A 16,108-nucleotide genomic window follows, 5' to 3' on the forward strand; every position below is an offset into this window, starting at 1 on the left:
ATGACCTGTGTGTCAGCAGGTGATCAGGCGGACAGGCGGGCGCGACCCTTGCTGCGACGCGTCGCGAGAATCGCGCGGCCGGCACGGGTACGCATCCGCAGCCGGAACCCGTGGGTCTTGGCGCGACGGCGGTTGTTCGGCTGGAAGGTGCGCTTGCTCACTCGGGGGCTCCAGAAAAAGATGTGTGGACGGCGGGACATCGCCTGGCTGTCACCGTGCGCCCACGAGAAGTTTGAGAAGCTCGCGATCACGCCCGAGTGCACCGCTTCACAACCACAGATCGTGATCTTTGCCCATCGGAGGCAGGCGGCAGCAGCCATCGACAACTCGACCTGGTCACGGTACGCGCGGCTACGCCATCCGGTCAAACCAGCTCCGCACCGCCCCCCATTGTGCACAGGCTGTGGACAACAACTTGAACCGCGCGCCCCGGCCTGACTACCGTGGCGGAGGCGACCCCTGTCCGCCGGTCCGACTTCACCCCGGCTTTCCCTGTCCGCCGGCCTTCCCACCCCGTCCCGTAGAACCACACATTCGTGGGACCAGCGAGAGAGCGTGCCTTGTGGCTGATGTACCCGCCGATCTTGCCGCAGTGTGGCCACGCGTGCTGGAGCAGCTCCTCAGGGAGGGCCAGCAGGGTGTCGAGCCCAAGGACAAACAGTGGATCGAACGGTGTCAGCCGCTCGCCCTGGTCGCCGACACCGCGCTGCTCGCCGTCCCCAACGAATGGGGCAAGCGCGTCCTGGAGGGCCGTCTCGCCCCGCTGATCAGCGAGACCCTCAGCCACGAGTGCGGCCGGCCGATCCGGATCGCGATCACCGTGGACGACTCGGCGGGCGAACCCACCCCGCCGGCCCCGCCCGTCCCCCGGCAGCACCGCTACCCGGGCCCGCCGCACGACGAGCCGCGCCAGGAGGAGCCGTACGACGGCTACGGGCGCCGCCCCGCCGACGACCCGCTGCCCTCGGTCCGCCCCGCCTACCCCGACTACCAGCAGCAGCGCCCCGAGCCCGGCGCCTGGCCGCGCACCCAGGAGGAGCTCTCCTGGCACTCCGCTCCCGGCGGCTACCAGGACCGCGACCCGTACGCCACGGCCAGGCCCCAGCAGCACGACTACCACCGGCCCCAGGGCCCGGACCGCTCCCTCTACGAGCAGGCCCCCGACCGGCGTGAGCGCCACGACCTCCCGGAGCCGCCGGCCCCGCCGCACGGCGGCGGGCAGAGCGTGGTCCGCGCGCCCGGCGGCGCGCCGGGGCCGCTGGGCGCCCAGCCCGCCCCGGCGCCGGGCCCCGGTGAGCCGCAGGCCCGGCTCAACCCGAAGTACCTCTTCGACACCTTTGTGATCGGCGCGTCCAACCGGTTCGCGCACGCGGCGGCGGTCGCGGTCGCCGAGGCCCCGGCCAAGGCGTACAACCCGCTCTTCATCTACGGCGAGTCCGGACTCGGCAAGACGCACCTGCTCCACGCCATCGGGCACTACGCGCGCAGCCTCTACCCCGGTACGCGGGTGAGATACGTCTCCTCCGAGGAGTTCACGAACGAGTTCATCAACTCGATCCGGGACGGCAAGGGCGACACCTTCCGCAAGCGGTACCGCGATGTCGACATCCTGCTCGTCGACGACATCCAGTTCCTGGCGTCGAAGGAGTCGACGCAGGAGGAGTTCTTCCACACGTTCAATACGCTCCACAACGCCAACAAGCAGATCGTGCTCTCCTCGGACCGGCCGCCCAAGCAGCTCATCACGCTGGAGGACCGGCTCCGCAACCGCTTCGAGTGGGGGCTGACCACCGATGTCCAGCCGCCGGAGCTGGAGACCCGGATCGCGATCCTCCGCAAGAAGGCCGTCCAGGAGCAGTTGAACGCGCCGCCGGAGGTGCTGGAGTTCATCGCCTCGCGGATCTCGCGGAACATCCGCGAGCTGGAGGGCGCGCTGATCAGGGTCACGGCCTTCGCCTCGCTCAACCGGCAGCCGGTGGACCTCGGGCTCACCGAGATCGTGCTGAAGGATCTGATCCCCGGTACGGAGGACGCGGCCCCGGAGATCACCGCGGGCAACATCATGGCGGCGACCGCCGACTACTTCGGGCTGTCGGTGGACGATCTGTGCGGTTCCTCACGGAGCCGGGTGCTCGTCACGGCCCGGCAGATCGCGATGTACCTCTGCCGGGAGCTGACGGATCTCTCGCTGCCGAAGATCGGCGCGCAGTTCGGCGGCCGGGACCATACGACCGTCATGCACGCGGACCGCAAGATCCGGGCGCTGATGGCGGAGCGTCGCTCCATCTACAACCAGGTCACCGAGCTGACGAACCGCATCAAGAACGGCTGACCGCGCCGGCTGACCGCGCCGGCCGGCCCGCTCACGGCCGACCGCGCCTCGCGCATCAGGGCGCCCCGGGCTCCGTACGCCTCCGTACGGCACGCTCCCGGGGCGCCTTTTCCGTTCTCCCGGCCCCCGCGGACGTGGTGCGGGCAGCTCGGTGGACCGCCCCGGCTGTTCGAATACATCGCGGTGGGGCCTCTTCTCCACAGATTCGGGCAGAATCTGCCGTCCACAGCCTGGGGACCCCGGAGTTGTCCCGACCCTGTCCACAGGAGGTACCGCCATCTGTGCATCGGGCCAGCTCAGCGGGGTGTGGATTTGTGGCTGACCGCGCTCCACAGGGTGTGGACGGATTTTCTGTCCACAGGGGGCGGAAGGAGTTGTCCACCGGCGGCCCACAGGCAGCCGTCCGTCGCCCACAGCTTCTCCACAGCCCTGTCCACTGTTCGGCAACGAAACACCCGGGATCGCTGAGTCGAGTGAAAGGCATCACACCAAGGTGCCCGGTTGGCCTGTGGGGAACGTGGGTAAAACTGGGGACGCGCCTGGGGAGAAGTCACCGTGTCCTGTGTATGGGGTGTGCACAACTTTCGGCTGTCCACAGAAGAGCCGGTTTCTCCACGGCCCCGCCCACAAGCCCGGTGGATAAAAAACCGGGCTTGACCTGCGCTTACGGCGTTTTCCACGGTTTCCACAAGGCCTACTACTACTACCACTCAGAGTCAGCGAGGAAGCCGTTTGGAAGTGGGGCCTGTGCACAACTTCGCGCTCGGCGCTCCGGAACGCCTCGCCCCGACTTGACCCGCGACAGCACCGACTGTCGGTGCGGTACGTCAGACTGGTCCCCGGCATCACAGCCGACGACGAAGGCCAGCAGGGCGAGCCAGCGACAGCAGGAGGCGGTTCCGGTGAAGATCCGGGTGGAGCGCGATGTACTCGCGGAGGCGGTGGCCTGGGTGGCCCGCAGCCTTCCGGCCCGTCCGCCCGCGCCGGTGCTCGCCGGCCTTCTGCTGAAGGCGGAGGAGGGCGCTCTCTCCTTCTCCAGCTTCGACTACGAGGTCTCGGCGCGGGTCTCGGTCGACGCCGAGGTGGAGGAGGACGGCACCGTCCTCGTCTCCGGCCGGCTGCTCGCCGACATCTGCCGCGCGCTGCCCAACCGCCCGGTGGAGATCTCCACGGACGGGGTCCGGGCGACCGTGGTCTGCGGCTCCTCCCGCTTCACCCTCCACACCCTGCCGGTGGAGGAGTACCCGGCGCTGCCGCAGATGCCCACGGCCACCGGCACCGTCCCCGGTGAGGTCTTCGCCTCCGCCGCCGCCCAGGTCGCCATCGCGGCGGGCCGGGACGACACGCTGCCGGTGCTCACCGGCGTACGGATCGAGATCGAGGGCGACACGGTCACCCTGGCCTCGACCGACCGCTACCGCTTCGCGGTCCGTGAGTTCCTGTGGAAGCCGGAGGTCCCCGACATCTCCGCGGTCGCCCTGGTGCCCGCCAAGACGCTGCTGGACACCGCGAAGGCGCTCACCAACGGCGACACCGTCTCGCTGGCGCTCTCGGGCTCCGGCGCCGGCGAGGGGCTGATCGGCTTCGAGGGCGCGGGGCGGCGTACCACCACCCGGCTGCTGGAAGGCGATCTGCCGAAGTACCGGACGCTCTTCCCCACCGAGTTCAACTCGGTCGCGGTGATCGAGACCGCCCCGTTCGTCGAGGCCGTCAAGCGCGTGGCCCTGGTCGCGGAGCGGAACACCCCCGTACGGCTCAGCTTCGAGCAGGGCGTGCTGATCCTGGAGGCGGGGTCGAGCGACGACGCACAGGCTGTGGAGCGGGTGGACGCGCAGTTGGAGGGCGACGACATCTCGATCGCCTTCAACCCGACCTTCCTGCTGGACGGTCTGAGCGCGATCGACTCCCCGGTGGCCCAGCTCTCCTTCACCACCTCCACCAAGCCGGCGCTGCTGAGCGGGCGCCCGGCCGTCGACGCGGAGGCGGACGAGGCGTACAAGTACCTGATCATGCCGGTACGCCTGAGCGGCTGACCCCACAGGTGAGTGGCCGGGTCCGGGCGTAGTCTCGGACCCGGGTACGAATCACCTCAATGTTTAAGGAACGCCTGATGGAGCTCGGTCTTGTGGGTCTCGGCAAGATGGGCGGCAACATGCGCGAGCGCATCCGCCGCGCCGGCCACACCGTCATCGGATACGACCGCGATCCGGATCTCGCGGACGTCCACAGCCTGGGGGAACTGGTCGGCCGGCTCAAGGGCCCCCGGGTCGTCTGGGTGATGGTGCCCGCCGGGGCCGCGACGCAGGCGACCATCGACGAACTGGCCGAGCTGCTCTCCCCCGGCGATGTGGTGGTGGACGGCGGGAACTCCCGCTGGACGGACGACGAGAAGCACGCGGTCGAGCTGGGCATCAAGGGCATCGGCTTCGTGGACTGCGGGGTCTCCGGCGGCGTCTGGGGCCTCGACAACGGGTACGCGCTGATGTACGGCGGCGACCCGGAGCATGTCGCGAAGGTCGAGCCGGTCTTCGAGGCGCTGAAGCCGGAGGGGAACTTCGGCTCGGTGCACGCGGGCAAGGTCGGCGCGGGGCACTTCGCGAAGATGGTCCACAACGGCATCGAGTACGCCATGATGCAGGCGTACGCCGAGGGCTGGGAGCTGCTGGAGAAGGCCGGTTCCGTCACGGACGTACGGGAGGTCTTCCGCTCCTGGCAGGAGGGCACCGTCATCCGTTCCTGGCTGCTGGACCTGGCGGTCAACGCGCTCGACCAGGACGAGCACCTGGAGCAGTTGAAGGGGTACGCGGAGGACTCGGGCGAGGGGCGCTGGACGGTCGAGGCGGCCATCGACCACGCGGTGCCGCTGCCCGCGATCACCGCGTCGCTCTTCGCGCGGTTCGCCTCGCGCCAGGAGGACTCGCCGCAGATGAAGATGGTCGCTGCGCTGCGCAACCAGTTCGGCGGCCATGCCGTCGAGTCGTCCGACGAGAAGAAGTAGCCGACAAGAAGTGCGAGAAGTGACCGTGGCACCGGGGGAGGTCCGCGCACCGCTATGCATGTGACACATCTGTCGCTGGCGGACTTCCGGTCCTACGCCCGGGTCGAGGTGGGCCTCGACCCGGGCGTCACCGCGTTCGTGGGGGCGAACGGGCAGGGGAAGACGAATCTGGTCGAGGCGGTCGGCTATCTGGCCACGCTCGGCAGCCACCGGGTCTCCTCGGACGCGCCGCTGGTGCGGATGGGCGCGGAGCGCGCGGTGATCCGGGCGGCGGTGACCCAGGGCGAGCGGTCGCAGCTCGTGGAGCTCGAACTGAACCCCGGGCGGGCGAACCGGGCCAGGATCAACCGGTCCTCGCAGGTCAGGCCCCGGGATGTGGTGGGGATCGTACGGACGGTGCTCTTCGCGCCGGAGGATCTGGCCCTGGTGAAGGGCGATCCGGGGGAGCGCCGCCGGTTTCTGGACGAGCTGGTCACGGCGCGGGTGCCGCGGATGGCGGGGGTGCGGTCGGATTACGACCGGGTGCTGCGGCAGCGGAACACGCTGCTGAAGTCGGCGGCGATGGCGCGGCGGCACGGCGGGCGCGGGATGGATCTCTCCACGCTGGATGTGTGGGACCAGCATCTGGCGCGGGCGGGGGCGGAGGTGCTGGCGCAGCGGGCGGATCTGATCGCGACATTGCAGCCGCTGGCCGACAAGGCGTACGAGCAGTTGGCGCCCGGGGGCGGTCCGGTCGCGCTGGAGTACCGTTCCTCCGCCGCGGGCCAGGGCGCCGAGGGGGGCACCGGTCCCGGTGATCCGGGGGCGGGGGCCTCGCGGGAGGAGTTGTACGGGGTGCTGCTGGCGGCGCTGGGCGAGGTGCGGAAGCAGGAGATCGAGCGGGGTGTGACGCTGGTGGGCCCGCACCGGGACGACCTGGTGCTGAAGCTGGGGCGGCTGCCGGCGAAGGGGTACGCGAGCCACGGCGAGTCCTGGTCGTACGCGCTGGCGCTCCGGCTGGCCTCGTACGATCTGCTCCGCGCGGAGGGCAATGAGCCGGTGCTGGTGCTGGACGACGTCTTCGCCGAGCTGGACGCGCGGCGCCGGGAGCGGCTGGCGGAGCTGGTGGTTCCGGGGGAGCAGGTGCTGGTGACGGCTGCGGTGGACGACGATGTGCCGGGTGTGCTGGCGGGTGCGCGGTTCACGGTGGCCGAGGGTGCGGTGGAGCGCGTATGAGTCCGTTGGGAACACCGGGGGCTTCGGGGCTTTCGGGGCTGCCGGGGCCCTTGGGGTCTGCCATGCCTTCCGGTGCTGCTGGGGCTGCCGGGGCTGCTGGGTCTTCGAGGTCGGCGGGAGGCGTGGGGCGGCCCTCGGAGCTGCCCGAGCCGTCCGGGGCCGGGACCCGCTCCGGGGTCCCGGCCGGGCCCGCCGGTGTCCCGGTGCCCGAGGCGTCCGGGGTGGATCTGGCGCGGGTGGCGCTGCGGGCGGCGAAGGAGCAGGCCCGGGCGCGGGGGACCGCCGTACAGCAGAAGAAGCAGGCCAGACGGGGTGGCGGGCTCCGGTCGGGGGCGCGGGCCGATGGCCGCGACCCGCTGCCGCTGGGTGCGGCGATCAACCGGCTGATCACGGAGCGCGGCTGGGAGACGCCGGCCGCCGTGGGCGGGGTGATGGGCCGGTGGCCGCAGATCGTCGGTGAGGATCTGGCGAAGCACTGTGTGCCGCAGCGGTACGACGACGCCGAGGACGCCCGGGTGCTGACGGTGCAGTGCGACTCGACGGTCTGGGCGACCCAGCTACGGCTGCTGGCGCCCCGTCTGGTGGCCCGGCTCAACGAGGACCTGGGGCAGGGCACGGTACGGATGATCAAGGTGCTGGGGCCGGGGGGCCCGGCCCAGCGGTACGGCCCCCTCCGGGCGCCGGGCTCCTCGGGTCCGGGCGACACGTACGGCTGAGGCGCGCCCCGCGCGCGTACGGCGTCGCGTTACGTGCCCCTGGCGCGCCGCGCACCCCGGACGCGCCGCGCCGCGAGCCCGTGGGCCCGCGCGCTCCAGCGGACGGGCCCCCGCCCGCGTACCCCGCGTACTCCCGCGTGCGGCTGACGTGCGCCCGCTCCGGAACGCCCCGCTCCACGGGCCCCTGACTCCGGGGACTCCGCGCCCCGCCGCGCGCCCGGCGCTCGCCGGGGCTCCGCGTGAGCCCGCCTGCGTCGTACCCCCGCGCTCGGCGTCCCGTGCCCCGGCCCGGGGTGCGCGTCGTCCCCGTACCGTTCCCGTGCGGCTCCCCCGCGGCGGCCTTCGCGGTGCGCTTCCGGGGGCTTCGCGGGTACGTGACGGAGCGCACCCCGTGGGTGGCACCGGTCTTTGTGTGCGGGCGTCTTCCTGCCCGGGGGGAGGGTCCGTTCGCCGTCCCGTGGCGGCCGTTCGCCGGCAGGTCCTCGCCCGTACCCCGTCCGTACCCTCGTATACCGCTGTGACCTGGGGAAACGGCTGGGGAGGCTGGGGCGTCCCGGACGGTAGCCGGGGGTTGACAGGCCGAAGCGCTCAATGCCGCTGTGAGCCTCTTGGAGCCCCTTCCCGAATATGGGGAGTCGGAGGCCGCTCGTCCAGGGCGGCACATGCGGACTCAGGTACCGGCAAACCCCCATTCGGGTCGGCGCTACCGGTAGACTGATGGAAAATCCCGCGGCGCTTGCGGGAACCGTCTACAGATGCTGACACAAGTCGAACGACGCAGCCCGCTCCCGGTCGCTCGGAGAACGGCCTGTGCTGTGCCAGAAAGGGCGCTTCGTGGCCGATTCCGGCAACCCCAATGAGAAGACCCCGTCCGTCTCCACCGGTGCGCCCGGCTCCCCCGAGTCCGGTCCGGCCGATGAGAAGGGCGAGGTGACCACCGCGTACGACGCCAGTGCCATCACCGTCCTGGAGGGCCTGGACGCGGTCCGCAAGCGGCCCGGCATGTACATCGGCTCGACCGGTGAGCGCGGGCTCCACCACCTTGTGCAGGAGGTCGTCGACAACGCGGTCGACGAGGCGATGGCCGGCTACGCCGACTCCATCGACGTCACGATCCTCGCAGACGGCGGGGTCCGGGTGATCGACAACGGCCGTGGTATCCCGGTGGGCATCGTGCCGTCGGAGAACAAGCCGGCCGTCGAGGTCGTCCTGACGGTGCTGCACGCGGGCGGCAAGTTCGGCGGTGGCGGGTACGCCGTCTCCGGTGGTCTGCACGGCGTGGGCGTCTCCGTCGTCAACGCGCTGTCGACGAAGGTCGCGGTCGAGGTCAAGACGGACGGTTACCGCTGGACGCAGGATTACAAGCTCGGTGTGCCGACGGCGCCGCTGGCCCGTAACGAGGCGACGTCCGAGACGGGTACGTCGGTGACGTTCTGGGCCGACCCGGATGTCTTCGAGACGACCGACTACTCCTTCGAGACGCTGTCGCGGCGCTTCCAGGAGATGGCCTTCCTCAACAAGGGCCTGACGCTGAAGCTGACGGACGAGCGCGCGGCGGCGAAGGCGGTCGTGGGCGCGGACGTCGCGGGTACGGACGCGGTGGAGAGCCGGGACGAGGAGCCGCCGGCCCGCTCGGTCACGTACTTCTACGAGGGCGGCATCGTCGACTTCGTGAAGTACCTGAACTCGCGGAAGGGCGAGCTGATCCATCCGACGGTCATCGACATCGAGGCCGAGGACAAGGAGCGGCTGCTCTCGGTCGAGATCGCGATGCAGTGGAACGCCCAGTACAGCGAGGGGGTCTACTCGTTCGCGAACACGATCCACACGCATGAGGGCGGTACGCACGAGGAGGGCTTCCGCGCGGCGCTGACCGGGCTGGTCAACCGGTACGCGCGGGAGAAGAAGCTGCTGCGCGAGAAGGACGACAACCTGGCGGGCGAGGACATCCGCGAGGGTCTGACGGCGATCATCTCGGTGAAGCTGGGCGAGCCGCAGTTCGAGGGGCAGACGAAGACGAAGCTGGGGAACACGGAGGCGAAGACCTTCGTCCAGAAGATCGTCCACGAGCATCTGACGGACTGGTTCGACCGTAACCCGGTCGAGGCGGCGGACATCATCCGCAAGGGGATCCAGGCGGCGACGGCGCGGGTCGCGGCGCGCAAGGCGCGGGATCTGACGCGCCGTAAGGGGCTGCTGGAGAGCGCTTCGCTGCCGGGCAAGCTGAGCGACTGCCAGTCGAACGACCCGTCCAAGTGCGAGATCTTCATCGTCGAGGGCGACTCCGCCGGTGGTTCGGCGAAGTCCGGCCGCAACCCGATGTACCAGGCGATCCTGCCGATCCGGGGCAAGATCCTCAACGTCGAGAAGGCGCGGATCGACAAGATCCTCCAGAACACCGAGGTGCAGGCGCTGATCTCGGCGTTCGGCACCGGGGTGCACGAGGACTTCGACATCGAGAAGCTCCGCTATCACAAGATCATTCTGATGGCGGACGCCGATGTCGACGGGCAGCACATCAACACGCTGCTGCTGACGTTCCTCTTCCGTTTCATGCGTCCGCTGGTCGAGGCCGGGCACGTCTATCTCTCCCGCCCGCCGCTCTACAAGATCAAGTGGGGCCGGGACGACCACGAGTACGCCTACTCCGACCGGGAGCGCGACGCGCTGGTGGAGCTGGGCAAGCAGAACGGGAAGCGGATCAAGGAGGACTCGATCCAGCGCTTCAAGGGGCTGGGCGAGATGAACGCCGAGGAGCTGCGCGTCACCACGATGGACACCGACCACCGGGTGCTCGGCCAGGTCACGCTGGACGACGCCGCCCAGGCCGACGATCTGTTCTCGGTGCTGATGGGCGAGGACGTCGAGGCGCGGCGGTCCTTCATCCAGCGCAATGCCAAGGACGTCCGCTTCCTCGACATCTAGTCGGTCACTGCTGACGGATTCGACAAGGCCGAAAGGAACACTGACCAGCGATGGCCGACGAGAACAACCCCGTATCCCCCGACAACCCGGGTACCCCCGACGCTCCGGGCTCCTCCGGCGACGGCGCCGCCCCCGCGACCCCTGGGGCCCCCGGGGCCGCCGGGGCCGCTGTGGCCCAGGAGGTCCAGCCGGTCGAGGGGCTGGCGATGCGCGTGGAGCCCGTGGGGCTCGAAACGGAGATGCAGCGCTCGTACCTCGACTACGCGATGTCCGTCATCGTCTCGCGTGCGCTGCCGGATGTACGGGACGGCCTCAAGCCCGTGCACCGGCGGGTGCTGTACGCGATGTACGACGGCGGGTACCGGCCCGAGAAGGGCTTCTACAAGTGCGCCCGCGTCGTCGGTGACGTGATGGGGACGTACCACCCGCACGGCGACTCCTCGATCTACGACGCGCTGGTGCGCCTCGCGCAGCCGTGGTCGATGCGGATGCCGCTGGTGGACTCCAACGGGAACTTCGGTTCGCCGGGGAACGACCCGGCCGCCGCGATGCGGTACACCGAGTGCAAGCTGATGCCGCTGTCGATGGAGATGCTCCGGGACATCGACGAGGAGACCGTCGACTTCACGGACAACTACGACGGCCGCAACCAGGAGCCGACGGTGCTGCCGGCGCGCTTCCCGAACCTGCTGATCAACGGTTCGGCGGGGATCGCGGTCGGGATGGCCACCAACATCCCGCCGCACAATCTCCGCGAGGTCGCGGCCGGTGCGATGTGGGCGCTGGAGCACCCGGACGCCTCGTACGAGGAGCTGCTGGACGCGCTGATCGAGCGGATCAAGGGCCCGGACTTCCCCTCGGGGGCACTGGTCGTGGGCCGTAAGGGCATCGAGGAGGCGTACCGTACGGGGCGCGGCTCGATCACGATGCGCGCGGTGGTCGAGGTCGAGGAGATCCAGAACCGCCAGTGCCTGGTGGTCACGGAGCTGCCGTACCAGACCAACCCGGACAATCTCGCTCAGAAGATCGCCGATCTGGTCAAGGACGGGAAGATCGGCGGCATCGCGGATGTCCGGGACGAGACGTCCTCCCGTACCGGACAGCGCCTGGTCGTCGTCCTGAAGCGGGACGCGGTCGCCAAGGTCGTCCTCAACAACCTCTACAAGCACACCGACCTCCAGACCAACTTCAGCGCGAACATGCTGGCGCTGGTGGACGGGGTGCCGCGGACGCTCTCGCTGGACGCGTTCATCCGGCACTGGGTGAGCCACCAGATCGAGGTCATCGTCCGCCGTACGCGCTTCCGGCTCCGCAAGGCGGAGGAGCGGGCGCACATCCTGCGCGGGCTGCTCAAGGCGCTGGACGCGATCGACGAGGTCATCGCGTTGATCCGGCGCAGCGACACGGTGGAGACGGCGCGCACCGGCCTGATGGGGCTGCTCGCGATCGACGACATCCAGGCGAACGCGATCCTGGAGATGCAGCTCCGCCGGCTCGCGGCCCTGGAGCGGCAGAAGATCGTCGCGGAGCACGACGAGCTCCAGGCGAAGATCAACGAGTACAACGCGATCCTGGCCTCGCCGGAGAAGCAGCGGGCGATCGTACGGGAGGAACTGGCCGTCATCGTCGAGAAGTTCGGCGACGACCGGCGCTCCAAGCTGGTGCCCTTCGACGGTGACATGTCCATGGAGGACCTGATCGCCGAGGAGGACATCGTCGTCACCATCACGCGGGGCGGCTACGTCAAGCGGACGAAGACGGACGACTACCGCTCGCAGAAGCGCGGCGGCAAGGGCGTACGCGGGACGAAGCTGAAGGAGGACGACATCGTCGACCACTTCTTCGTCTCCACGACCCACCACTGGCTGCTGTTCTTCACCAACAAGGGCCGGGTCTACCGGGCGAAGGCGTACGAGCTGCCGGACGCCGGACGGGACGCGCGCGGCCAGCACGTGGCCAACCTGCTCGCGTTCCAGCCGGACGAGCAGATCGCCGAGATCCTCGCGATCCGGGATTACGAGGCGGCCCCGTACCTGGTCCTGGCGACCAAGGCGGGCCTGGTCAAGAAGACCCCGCTGAAGGATTACGACTCCCCGCGCTCGGGCGGTGTCATCGCGATCAACCTGCGGGAGACCGACGCGGGCGCTGACGACGAGCTGATCGGCGCCGAGCTGGTGTCGGCCGCCGACGACCTGCTGCTCATCAGCAGGAAGGCGCAGTCGATCCGGTTCACGGCGACGGACGACACGCTGCGGCCGATGGGGCGCGCCACGTCCGGGGTGAAGGGGATGAGTTTCCGCGAGGGCGACGAGCTCCTCTCGATGAATGTCGTCCGGCCCGGTACGTTCGTCTTCACCGCCACGGACGGCGGGTACGCGAAGCGGACGGCCGTGGACGAGTACCGCGTCCAGGGGCGTGGCGGGCTCGGCATCAAGGCCGCCAAGATCGTGGAGGACCGGGGTTCGCTCGTCGGCGCGCTGGTGGTCGAGGAGAGCGACGAGATCCTGGCGATCACCCTCGGCGGTGGTGTGATTCGCACGCGAGTCAACGAAGTCAGGGAGACGGGCCGTGACACCATGGGCGTCCAACTGATCAACCTGGGCAAGCGGGATGCCGTCGTCGGCATCGCGCGCAACGCCGAGGCGGGCCGCGAGGCCGAAGAGGTCGACGGGGACGGGGACCCGGGGGCCGAAGCGGCCGGTGCGGCGGAGGTCGCCGGGGGCAGCAGGCCCCCGGCCGGGCAGCACGAGGAGTAACGCGTGAGTGGAGCCACGGGCGCCGGATCCCCCGCTTCCGGGGGGACCTCAGGGGGGACCTCCGGGGTGCCGGGCGGCGTTCCGGGCGGGACGGCCGGTGTTCCGGGCGGGACGGCCGGTGTTCCGTCGGGGGTTCCCGGCGGGGTGTCCGGTGTTCCGGCCGGAGGGGCCTCAGGGGTTCCGTCCGGCGGGGCGTCCGGGGGCACCTCCGCCGGGACCTCCGGCCGTACGCCCGCCGGGAGCGCCGGCGGGAACGGCGCCCGTGGCTCCACCGCCGACTCCCAGGGAGTTACGGTGACCGACACTCGGGGCGAGAAGTCCCCGTACGAGACTTACGGTGCTGGGCAGCCGCAGCCGGCCGCCCAGCCGTACCACCCGCCGCAGGCGTATCCGTCTCCGGGCGGCGGGGCCACGCAAGCCGGAACGGGCCCCATGCCGGCGCAGGCCGGACACCAGGGTCAGCAGAGCCATCAGGGTCAGCAGGGAGCATCCGTGACATCTGTCCCCCCCGCCGCCGCAGCAGCCGGTGGCGCCCCGACCGCCGCCCCGCCGGCCGGCCCGGGCGCCGCAGCGACAGCGGCCGTACGCCTGCCGAGGACGGGGGCGCGCACCACCCCGCGCACCCGCAAGGCACGACTGCGGGTCTCGAAGGCCGACCCGTGGTCGGTGATGAAGGTCAGTTTCCTCCTCTCGATCGCGCTCGGCCTCTGCACGATCGTGGCGGCGGCGGTGCTGTGGATGGTCATGGACGCGATGGGCGTCTTCTCGACCGTCGGCGGCACGATCAGTGAGGCGACGGGGTCCAACGAGAGCAACGGGTTCGACCTCCAGTCGTTCCTGTCGCTGCCGCGCGTGCTCCTCTTCACCTCGGTCATCGCCGCGATCGACGTGGTGCTCGCCACCGCGCTCGCCACGCTCGGGGCCTTCATCTACAACCTCTCCGCGGGCTTCGTGGGCGGCGTCGAGCTGACGCTCGCCGAGGACGAGTGACCACGGGGTTTACCGATTTTGGGGCTGGCCCTGAAGTGCGCTAATCTTCAGGGGCAGCGCGGGGCTATAGCTCAGTTGGTTAGAGCGCATCCCTGATAAGGATGAGGCCACAGGTTCAAATCCTGTTAGCCCCACCGCGTGAAGGCCCCCAGCCGTTTGACGGCTGGGGGCCTTTGGTTCATGCGTCGCCCCTACGTGATTCACGCATGGTTCACGCGGCAGAAGACGGTAGTTGAGGCGCGGACAGGTCACCGAACGGTATCGGTCGGTGTGTATAGTCGGGCGCCAGTAGTCCCTTACGTCAAGGAAAGACGAGGTCGCGCGGTGAAGAAGCTTCTCCTGGTCGCACTGGCCGCCATCGGCGGGCTCCTCGTGTACCGCCAGATCCAGGCGGACCGCGCCGAGCAGGATCTGTGGACGGAGGCGACCGACTCCGTGCCCGCAGGTTCGGGTGTGTGAGACGCGGCAGTCCTGAGGCGAGCCCCGGTCGCTGAGCGGCCGGGGCTTCGTGCTGCCCGGGGGCGGGCGGGGTGCGTGGTCGTCTGCGGTTGTCGTGTGCGTACGGGGTGGGCAGACAGGGGCGCGGGCGGCGGGGCAGGATGGTCCCTCGCAGGCGGTACGGGTCCCTGTGTGCGCGGAGACGCGGGCATCGGGCATACGGACGTACAGGTACACAGGCATACGGCCACACAGGCACACCGTCGTGCAGGCATACGGTCATACGGACGCGCGGTCATACGGGCGTACGGGTGCCACCGGCACCCGGGCGGCCACGGGCAGGGGGAGCAGGACGTGATGGGGCAGAGCGGCAGGGGCGGCAGGGCGCGGGCGGTGTCGGCCGCGGCATCCGCGATGTGCGTGGCGGCGGCCCTCGGCGTGGGGATGGCGCTGCCCGGGCCGGCCTGGGCAGCGGCGGGAGACCCGGCCCCGTACGCCTTCGACCCCGGCGCGCGGAGCGTCACCGGCGCGACCACCACCAGCGAGGCGCCCCCGCTGGACACGGAGGGCCCGTACCGCGACACCATCGAACCGGGCGAGAAGCGCTTCTACCGGCTGGACATCCCGAAGCGCACGAGCGACTACGTCTCGGCGGTCGCCGTGCCCGAACCCGGGACGAAGGTGGCCTACGGGGACAAGATCGAGGTCACCGTCCAGAACCGGGAGGGCACCAACTGCTCCTCGAACTACGCGAATTTCGGGTCGCAGGGGCAGTACGCCAGGCCGCTGGCCGCCTACGCCTACCGGCAGCTCAAGGAGGGGTCGCCCACCTGCCAGGAGACGGGGACGTACTACGTCGTCGTCGAGCGGACCAGCGACGTGGCGAAGGGCTCCTCGGCCGCGCCCTGGGCGGTGGAGCTCCGGCATCTCGTCGAACCGGGGCTCACGGAGACCGGCCCGACCCAGGCCCCCTCGCAGTGGCCGAGCGCCTCCCCCGAGCCCGTCACGGGCCCGGTGCGCGAGCGGGCGGGCGGCAGCGGTTTCGCCGAGGCCAAGGGGGTGGAGCCGGGCGAGTGGACGACGAAGATCGAACCGGGTGCCTCGGTCTTCTACCGGGTGCCCGTCGACTGGGGCCAGCAGCTCTTCGCCAGCGCCGACATCGGCAGCTCGGACGGGCAGGGGTACGTGAGCGGCGCGCTCTCCCTGGCGCTGTACAACCCGGCGCTCGGCTTCGTCGACAGCGGCAGCCTCGCCGCGTACGACGGCAAGCAGAAGAGCACCGCGCTGGACCCGTTGCCGCCGGTGGCCTACGAGAACCGCTTCGCCAACCGGTCGGGCGACCGGGAGATGCGGTTCGCGGGCTGGTACTACCTGAAGGTCGGACTCAGCCCCGAGGTGGGCGAGAAGTTCGGGCAGAAGCCGTACGGGCTGACGCTCCGCGTCAACATCAAGGGGACGCCGAAGGCCGCCCCCGGGTACGACGGACCCGCGGGGGTGTTCTCCGTGACCGACGACGACCGGGACGCGGCCGGCAGCGGCGATGCGGTGGCGGACACGGCGCGCGGCGACACGATGGCCCTGGTCGCGGCGGGCGGGATCGGCACGGGCACGGTGCTGCTGGCCGGGCTCGGCGTGTGGACGCTGCTGGCGCGGCGGCGGGGCGCGCGGGCGTGAGCGGAGGCGTGGGCGGAGGCGTGACGCGCGGGCGTGAGCAGGGGCGTGGCGGAGGCGGGGGCGG

General features: G+C 70.5%; 11 protein-coding genes and 1 tRNA gene. 11 read left to right on the forward strand and 1 reads right to left on the reverse strand.

All coding sequences use genetic code 11. From position 1 onward, the window contains the following. Window positions 1-23 precede the first annotated feature (23 nt). Window positions 24-161, reverse strand: coding sequence for a 50S ribosomal protein L34 (rpmH, locus tag AB0O07_RS31785; protein ID WP_003975051.1), 138 nt, complete (start codon window positions 159-161; stop codon window positions 24-26). 401 nt (window positions 162-562) lie between these two features. On the opposite strand from rpmH, the gene dnaA reads away from it, so the two are divergent. The 11 genes from dnaA (at window position 563) to AB0O07_RS31840 (ending at window position 16,044) form a co-directional block, all read left to right on the forward strand. Then, the gene (dnaA, locus tag AB0O07_RS31790; protein ID WP_365639882.1) at window positions 563-2,332 is read left to right on the forward strand and encodes a chromosomal replication initiator protein DnaA; all 1,770 of its coding nucleotides are present in this window, start codon (window positions 563-565) and stop codon (window positions 2,330-2,332) included. A 902-nt stretch (window positions 2,333-3,234) separates the two neighbouring features. Further along, on the forward strand, window positions 3,235-4,365 hold the full coding sequence (gene dnaN, locus AB0O07_RS31795; protein WP_365639885.1) for a DNA polymerase III subunit beta: 1,131 nt from the start codon (window positions 3,235-3,237) through the stop codon (window positions 4,363-4,365). A 77-nt stretch (window positions 4,366-4,442) separates the two neighbouring features. Continuing rightward, window positions 4,443-5,330 carry a phosphogluconate dehydrogenase (NAD(+)-dependent, decarboxylating) gene (gene gnd / locus AB0O07_RS31800; protein ID WP_365639888.1) on the forward strand — a complete coding sequence of 296 codons (888 nt, stop codon included), beginning with the start codon at window positions 4,443-4,445 and terminating at the stop codon, window positions 5,328-5,330. A gap of 54 nt (window positions 5,331-5,384) precedes the next feature. Then, complete coding sequence (gene recF, locus AB0O07_RS31805) at window positions 5,385-6,545, forward strand: DNA replication/repair protein RecF (protein ID WP_365639890.1); 1,161 nt, start codon at window positions 5,385-5,387, stop codon at window positions 6,543-6,545. Between the two features lie 62 nt (window positions 6,546-6,607). Further along, a complete protein-coding gene (locus AB0O07_RS31810; RefSeq protein ID WP_365639892.1) occupies window positions 6,608-7,261 on the forward strand; it encodes a DciA family protein in 654 nt (217 codons plus the stop codon). An 810-nt stretch (window positions 7,262-8,071) separates the two neighbouring features. Next, window positions 8,072-10,186, forward strand: a complete 2,115-nt coding sequence (gene gyrB / locus AB0O07_RS31815) for a DNA topoisomerase (ATP-hydrolyzing) subunit B (RefSeq protein ID WP_365639895.1) — start codon at window positions 8,072-8,074, stop codon at window positions 10,184-10,186. A gap of 206 nt (window positions 10,187-10,392) precedes the next feature. Beyond that, complete coding sequence (gene gyrA / locus AB0O07_RS31820) at window positions 10,393-12,942, forward strand: DNA gyrase subunit A (RefSeq protein ID WP_365639959.1); 2,550 nt, start codon at window positions 10,393-10,395, stop codon at window positions 12,940-12,942. 294 nt (window positions 12,943-13,236) lie between these two features. Beyond that, the gene (locus AB0O07_RS31825) at window positions 13,237-13,932 is read left to right on the forward strand and encodes a DUF3566 domain-containing protein (protein ID WP_365639897.1); all 696 of its coding nucleotides are present in this window, start codon (window positions 13,237-13,239) and stop codon (window positions 13,930-13,932) included. 60 nt (window positions 13,933-13,992) lie between these two features. Further along, window positions 13,993-14,066 (forward strand) — tRNA-Ile (locus AB0O07_RS31830). A 190-nt stretch (window positions 14,067-14,256) separates the two neighbouring features. Further along, window positions 14,257-14,391, forward strand: a complete 135-nt coding sequence (locus AB0O07_RS31835) for a DLW-39 family protein (RefSeq protein WP_003958712.1) — start codon at window positions 14,257-14,259, stop codon at window positions 14,389-14,391. Window positions 14,392-14,727: 336 nt separating this feature from the next. Beyond that, a complete protein-coding gene (locus AB0O07_RS31840; protein WP_365639961.1) occupies window positions 14,728-16,044 on the forward strand; it encodes a hypothetical protein in 1,317 nt (438 codons plus the stop codon). Window positions 16,045-16,108 lie beyond the last annotated feature (64 nt).

The organism is Streptomyces sp. NPDC093085 (assembly GCF_040683935.1).
Taxonomy (GTDB): domain Bacteria; phylum Actinomycetota; class Actinomycetes; order Streptomycetales; family Streptomycetaceae; genus Streptomyces.